Annotated in this window: 5 protein-coding genes; 4 read left to right on the top strand and 1 reads right to left on the bottom strand. The window is 54.5% G+C overall.

The window, feature by feature from the left end; all coding sequences use genetic code 11:
• Window positions 1-39 precede the first annotated feature (39 nt).
• The 4 genes from HOJ95_00640 (at window position 40) to HOJ95_00655 (ending at window position 6,097) form a co-directional block, all read left to right on the top strand.
• A complete protein-coding gene (locus HOJ95_00640; GenBank protein MBT6393186.1) occupies window positions 40-1,623 on the top strand; it encodes a methylmalonyl-CoA mutase in 1,584 nt (527 codons plus the stop codon).
• Window positions 1,624-1,748: 125 nt separating this feature from the next.
• Window positions 1,749-4,406, top strand: a complete 2,658-nt coding sequence (alaS, locus tag HOJ95_00645; GenBank protein ID MBT6393187.1) for an alanine--tRNA ligase — start codon at window positions 1,749-1,751, stop codon at window positions 4,404-4,406.
• A gap of 78 nt (window positions 4,407-4,484) precedes the next feature.
• Window positions 4,485-5,669 carry an MFS transporter gene (locus tag HOJ95_00650; protein MBT6393188.1) on the top strand — a complete coding sequence of 395 codons (1,185 nt, stop codon included), beginning with the start codon at window positions 4,485-4,487 and terminating at the stop codon, window positions 5,667-5,669.
• A gap of 38 nt (window positions 5,670-5,707) precedes the next feature.
• Window positions 5,708-6,097 (top strand): hypothetical protein, encoded by a 390-nt coding sequence (locus tag HOJ95_00655; protein ID MBT6393189.1) that lies wholly within the window; start codon window positions 5,708-5,710, stop codon window positions 6,095-6,097.
• Here HOJ95_00655 and HOJ95_00660 read toward each other — a convergent pair.
• Window positions 6,033-6,647, bottom strand: a complete 615-nt coding sequence (locus HOJ95_00660; GenBank protein ID MBT6393190.1) for an ABC transporter substrate-binding protein — start codon at window positions 6,645-6,647, stop codon at window positions 6,033-6,035. The genes HOJ95_00655 and HOJ95_00660 overlap by 65 nt on opposite strands.
• Between the last annotated feature and the right edge of the window lie 184 nt (window positions 6,648-6,831).

Below are 6,831 nucleotides of genomic sequence, written 5' to 3' on the forward strand. Positions count from 1 at the left end.
AGGCGTGGGCCCACGAATTTAGATTTATCTGAGGCTGGCATGGAAGAAGATCGACATATCACCACTTCGGGGATTCGGCTCAAGCCGTTTCATGGAGAGGGTGCGGAGGGAACTGTTCCTGATGACGGGGGTGCTCCAGCCGAATTTCCCTTTACCCGGGGGATCTACGCCGATATGTACCGGGGGCGCGTTTGGACGATGCGCCAGTACGCCGGATTCGGCACTGCCCAAGAAACAAATCAGCGCTTTCATTACCTACTTGAGCATGGCCAGAAGGGCCTCTCTGTGGCTTTTGACCTGCCCACGCAGATTGGCTTTGACGCTGATCATTCCCTTGCTTTTGGCGAGGTGGGCAAAGTTGGTGTTTCCATTTGCTCGCTCGAGGACATGGAAGTGCTCCTCGAAGGATTGCCTCTCGAGCAGATTTCCACTTCGATGACGATTAACGCCACCGCATCCGTTTTGCTCTGTTTTTATTTGGCAGCAGCAGAGAAACGGGGAATTCCATTTGATGCTCTCAGGGGGACGGTGCAGAACGATATTCTGAAAGAATATATTGCCCGGGGGACTTACATTTACCCTCCTGGCCCGAGCATGCGGCTGATTACGGACACCATCGCCTTTTGTAAGGAAAACGTGCCCAAATGGAACGCTATTTCCATCAGCGGCTACCATATTCGCGAGGCGGGCTCGACGGCTGTGCAAGAAGTGGGCTTCACCCTTGGCGACGGCATCGCCTATGTGCAGGCCGCAGTGGATAGAGGTCTTGATGTCGATGAGATAGGGAGCCAAATTTCTTTTTTCTTCAATGTGCATAATCATTTTCTCGAGGAGATAGCCAAGTTTCGCGCGGCGCGTCGGCTTTGGGCGAGGATCATGCGCGAGCGATTCGGCGCTAAATCGGATAAGGCGTGCATGCTTCGTTTTCATGCCCAGACGGCGGGAAGTGCGCTTACTGCGCAGCAGCCTCGGAACAATGTCGTGCGGGTGGCGGTCCAGGCGATGGCGGCGGTCCTGGGCGGGGCGCAGTCGCTCCACACGAATTCGATGGATGAGGCCCTCGCCCTACCCACCGAAAAAGCGGTGCGCATTGCGCTAAGAACCCAGGAAATACTCGTCGAGGAGACGAATTTGGCCGAAACGGTAGATCCTTGTGCCGGTTCATATGCCATCGAGGCCCTGACGGACGAAATCGAGGCACGGGCAGAAAAGATTATCTCCCGTATCGATGAGATGGGCGGCATGCTCAGGGCAATCGAAAAGGGGTGGGTGCAGCGCGAGGTTCAGGAAAGCGCCTATCAGGCCCAGCGTGCGATAGATGATGGGCGGAGCACCGTCGTGGGCGTGAACGAATACGCCACCGGGAGCGAACCTGCGATTCATACCCTCCAGATACGTCCTGAGGTCGAGGAGGAGCAACGTGCGCGTCTGGCGGCGCTGAGGGAAAGACGAGACGCCTCTGCCGTTTCCGAGCGCCTGGGCGCCCTGAGCGATGCGGCAAAGGGGGGAGACAACCTTCTTCCCTATATCCTGGATGCTGTTCGCGTTTATACGACGGTGGGCGAGATATCCGATGTGATGCGTGCGAATTTCGGCGAATACCGGGAAGAAGTGGAAATTTGACCATACGTATGAGAGAGTTGTTTTCCCTTCGAATTGTTTGAATTGCTGAGGTTTATCGAAGGGCTCCAGGATAAAAGTGAATATGAATCGTTGTTCTTCCGTGTTTGAGGGAGGCGCCACCCGTAATGACTGGTAACGAAATACGAAAGTTGTTCATCGATTATTTTGCTGAAAAAGAACATCGTCCCGTTCGCAGTTCCCCGCTGGTGCCCCTAAACGACCCGACCCTTCTTTTTACGAATGCCGGCATGGTCCAGTTCAAGGATACCTTCACTGGTCTTGAGCGCCGCGATTATATACGCGCAACGAGTTCTCAAAAATGCCTGAGGGTCAGCGGCAAGCACAACGATCTTGAAAATGTGGGCCGGACGGCCCGTCACCACACATTTTTCGAAATGCTGGGTAATTTTTCCTTCGGCGATTATTTCAAGGAAAAGGCCATAGAGTTTGCGTGGGAATTTCTCGTGGACCGCTCTGGGCTTGATGGTGAGAGGATGTGGATCACCATTTTCCGTGAGGATGACGAGGCTGGAGAACTCTGGCAGCGAATCGTCGGTGTTCCGGCGGAAAGGATAATTCGGTGCGATGAGAAGGATAATTTTTGGTCGATGGGTGATACCGGGCCCTGTGGTCCATGCTCGGAACTGATTTACGACCAAGGCGATCATCTCTCCGGCGGTCTTCCTGGAAGCGGCCAGGATGAAGACGGCGACAGGTATCTTGAACTCTGGAACCTCGTTTTCATGCAATTCGATCGGGACGCTTCGGGTACGATGAATCCCCTGCCCAAACCCTCGGTGGACACCGGAATGGGGCTTGAGAGACTCGCGGCCGTTCTTCAAGGGGAAAACAGCAACTTCCACACAGATTTGTTGATGCCCGTTATCCATCATGTCGAGGAGTTGTGCGAAAAAACCTACGGCGGAAAACAAAAAAATAGCCCGGACCCAGCCGCAGACGTTTCGTTCCGAGTGATTGCCGACCATGTCAGGTCGGTCAGCTTCCTGGTGGCGGACGGCATATTGCCGAGCAATGAGGGGCGCGGCTATGTCCTTCGCCGGGTGGCTAGGCGGGCTTTGCGCCACGGGCGGATGCTCGGGATTACCGAACCATTTCTTTTTAAGACGGCGGGCGTTGTGGCCGACATGATGGGGGACGCTTTCCCAGAGCTCAGGGAAAACCTCAATTACATCTCTCGCGTAACCCTTGGCGAGGAAGAACGCTTTGCCCACACTTTGAGCCAAGGCCAGCCGAGGATGGACGAGCTTTGCGAGAAGGCGAAGGCTTCAAGCGGCGGCACGGTCTCGGGTGATGAGGTTTTTGAGCTCTATGACACTTACGGCTACCCTTGGGATTTGGCTGCCGAGACGGCTACCTTTCATGGTCTTAAAATAGACCGAACTGCCTTCGACAGTTCTATGGAACAGCAGCGAGAGCGCGCCCGTGCCCACTGGAAAGGCTCGGGCGAAGCTGGTGTTTCTCCGGTATGGCACGAAATCCGGAAGGCTCATGGGCCTACCAATTTCTTGGGATACGGAGAAAGCAGATCGGAGTCCGAAGTTGCCGTAATTGTACGCGAGGGTGTAAAGATCAGCAGCGCCGCCGAAGGAGAGGAGGCCGAGGTCTTTCTCCCCAAGACGCCGTTTTATGCTGAATCAGGCGGCCAAGAAGGCGATCATGGTCGCCTGACCTGGGAGGGGGGCGCGGCGGTGATTCTCGATACCCAGAAGCCGCTACCCGATGTTTATGTTCACCATGTCCAGGTGGAGCAAGGCACTCTTCAAACAGGCCAGACCGTAGATGCCGCCATCGACACCGAACGGCGCGCCTCTTTGCAGCTAAACCACACCGCGACTCATATCCTTCAGTTTGCACTACGGCAAGTTCTTGGCGATCACGTCAAACAGGCAGGCTCGCACCTTTCAAAAGAGCGGCTGCGGTTCGATTTCACGCACTTCACCCAGATCACCCCCCGCGAGAAAGAGCGCATCGAGGACATCGTGAACACACGCATTCGGGAGAATGCACCTGTCTCCACGGAGGTGATGTCCATCGACAAGGCGCTCGAATCTGGCGCGACGGCGCTTTTTGGCGAGCGGTATGGCGAGGAGGTTCGGGTGGTGTCCGTCGGAGAGTTCAGCCAGGAGCTTTGCGGCGGAACGCATACCGGAGCGGCGGGCGATATTGGAATGTTCAGAATTCTCCACGAGGGAAGTATCTCCTCGGGTGTCCGGCGAATCGAGGCGGCAACAGGAGCGAACTCCCTTGCCCAGGCAAGGCTGGAGCAGAATACGCTGGCCGAAATTACGGAGATGACGAAATCTGCGCCGCTTGAGGAGGCTGATCGCGTCCGAAGGATTATCGAGCAAAATCGATCTTTGGAGCGGGAACTAAAGCAAATTCGGGACAAACAATCTCAGGCCGATGTGGGCGATCTTGCCAGCGACGCACAGGAGGTCAATGGCCTCAAGGTAATCGCTACCCGGCGTGATGGAATCGAGCCCGGCGGCCTAAGGAACTTGATAGACGCTGCGAAGAATAAACTTAAAAGCGGGGTGGCCGTCATTATCTCGGCGTCGGACGGCAAGGTGTCTATCGCAGTCGGTGTTACGAAAGATATCACCGACAAATGTCACGCGGGCAATCTCGTGAAGGAGCTGGCCGTCATAGTGGGCGGCAAGGGCGGCGGCAGGCCGGATTTCGCCCAGGCGGGCGGCAAGGAAGTAGGGAAGGTAGACGAGGCGCTGGCTGCCGTTCCAGGGATTATTGAAAAACTATCCTGATTTTTTTTAAACTCATTTCGAATTTATATATTATTTATTTTTTAAAAGGAGCCAACATATGCTTGGCGAATTAAGGAATTGACGGCTGCTGTAGATGACGGGCCGGAGGAGACAAGGGTTCAGAAGCGAAATCTTGTATCTCTTATCATAGCGCATATCGGAAATGATTCTTTTTTTGGTTTTTTGCCTCCTCTTCTTCCTTTGCTTGTTGTGAAAATGGACATGACCCTCAGCATGGCGGGTCTGCTTGCCAGTGCATTTGCTTTCACCGGGGCCGTTGGGCAGCCGCTGTTCGGCTATTTCGCCGATCGTTATAGAAAGAGTTGGCTCATCGCACTAGGGCCAATCGGCGGGGCTTTTATGACCTTGTTGATTTACATGCCCAATTACTGGTCGATACTTTTGCTATTTCTGTTTGCCGGTTCGGGGTCGGCCTGTTTTCATCCGGTGGCATCGGTTATCGCTGCGCAGATTTCTGGAAAACGAAAGGGGCTAGGGGTGTCGTTGTATGTTTCCGGCGGGCGCATTGGCATGGGCCTTGGAGCGGCTTTTTCGACATTTCTCGTCACGAACTGGGGGCTCGAGTCGATACCGATAGCCGGACTTATGGGATTGGCGCTCGGGTTGCCATATTTCTTCATTGCGCCAGAGATAACGAGTCCCTCCACCCGGGTCCCGATGAATTTCATGGACACGATGGGCTCGCTTGCCGGTTTGTATCGCCCGCTTATTGTCATGTGGCTTGTAAATGTCTGCCGGACGACGGTGACGATGCTGGTGGGAACCTATATGCCGCTTTACGTGGTGACGGCTGGGGGGAGCATCGGCGCTGGCGGGCGCTCGATTACGCTGTTTCTTTTTGCGGCGGCCATGGGTGGGATTTACGGGGGCCATCTCTCGGACCGCATTGGCAGGCGGACGGTCATGATTGTGGCAACTTTACTCGGAACGCCGGTCCTCGGGGTGACTTTCTTGATGCCCGCGCCGCTGGATACGATTTTCCTGATGCTCTCAGGGGCGATCCTTTACTCGTCCATGGGTGTGTCGGTGGCGTATGCCCAGGAGGTTGCGCCCGAGAACAGGGCGCTGGTTTCCTCCTTAATGCTCGGTGTCGTCTGGTTCGTGGGAAGCATGATTGCGATTGGGGTGGGGGCGCTGGGGGATATCTGGGGCATTCTCACCGTTTTGCCAATTACGATTGTCGTCTTCGGTGGGCTGGGGGCAGTGATATCATTTTGGCTACCGAAACTGGATAAAAATTAGCGGTTATATTTTGCCTTGCACATCGAGAAGGGTGGCGCGTGCCGAATTTCGAGAAGCTTCGGGTAGAAAACGATATCGCCGAGGAGATGGCCAACACGCTTGGGCGCGTAGGTCGTAGATTCCCGATACGTCTTCGTGAGGCTTGGTCGGCAATGGCGGCTTGGGAAAACTGCCCTGGGAGCGAGGGGGGCCGCAAGGAGGCCCTTGAGGAAGTGCTGCATAGGGCGATGGACCAGGCCGAGAAGGCCCGGTATCACTTAATTGTTCAGCGCGAGGCGATGGGGCTACGCGAACACACCGAGGTGGCCCGGAAGTTCCCCATGCCCGTGATTGCGGGCCGCCCGCCGGCAGCGGGCGATCCGACTATCCCTCGGCTTTCTTTCGCCGGAGGATTTTTACGAGCCCGCCGTAGGAAGACTTCCGAATAACACTACGAAACTGTTGCCGGTAGGTGTTGATCAGGCTGACGCCCTTGACCTTGACGTCGTAGACCCGCCACTTGTCCTTTACGTTGTGAAGGCTATAAGTAATCGGAATTTCCTGCTTGTCACGTGTGACAATTATTGTTTTTACCGTGGCGAATTCTTCGTCGATTTCCTCTTTCGTGTATTTGATTTTTTCATCGGTGTAAACTTCGATTTTTCCGATGTAGTTTCTTTCCATCAATCCACTGAATAGGTCTATGAATTCAATTTTCTCCTCGTCCGAGCGTTTTTTCCACTGGCGTGCGAGGGAGCGTTTGGACATTTCCGTGAAGTCGAACTGTTTTTGTATGGCTTCGCGCAGCATGACCCGCCTCTGGGATTTTCTCTCCTCGTCCTTAAGGTCGGGATCGCGGAGGATATCGAGGACGGCTTCAATTCCAATTTTCACTTGCTTGGTTGCCTCGCCAGCGCCCATGGCCCTGGTACTAATGGTCAGGAAAATGGTGATAACGGCAACGAGGAATACTGATCTACGAAAATAAGCATGGCTCATCGATTTAACATCTCCTGAATAGATTCTATAGCCTTGGGTAAGCTCTGTGCGGCCACAACAGGACTATTTTATCATTACGGTTGAACGGAGTGAAACATTATTCTTGTGGCAAATTGAATATAGCCGTTTTGGGTTAATTCCCTTCACTAGCGGGGATATCTGGCCGGTGGGCCGTATTTGAAAA

It is taken from the genome of Nitrospinaceae bacterium (assembly GCA_018669005.1).
Lineage (GTDB): Bacteria > UBA8248 > UBA8248 > UBA8248 > UBA8248 > UBA8248.

Excerpts from the sequence above, each read along its gene's own strand:
- alaS (MBT6393187.1), top strand. The coding sequence starts at position 1,749 with ATGACTGGTAACGAAATACGAAAGTTGTTCATCGATTATTTTGCTGAA.
- HOJ95_00660 (MBT6393190.1), bottom strand. The coding sequence starts at position 6,647 with ATGAGCCATGCTTATTTTCGTAGATCAGTATTCCTCGTTGCCGTTATC.
- HOJ95_00640 (MBT6393186.1), top strand. The coding sequence starts at position 40 with ATGGAAGAAGATCGACATATCACCACTTCGGGGATTCGGCTCAAGCCG.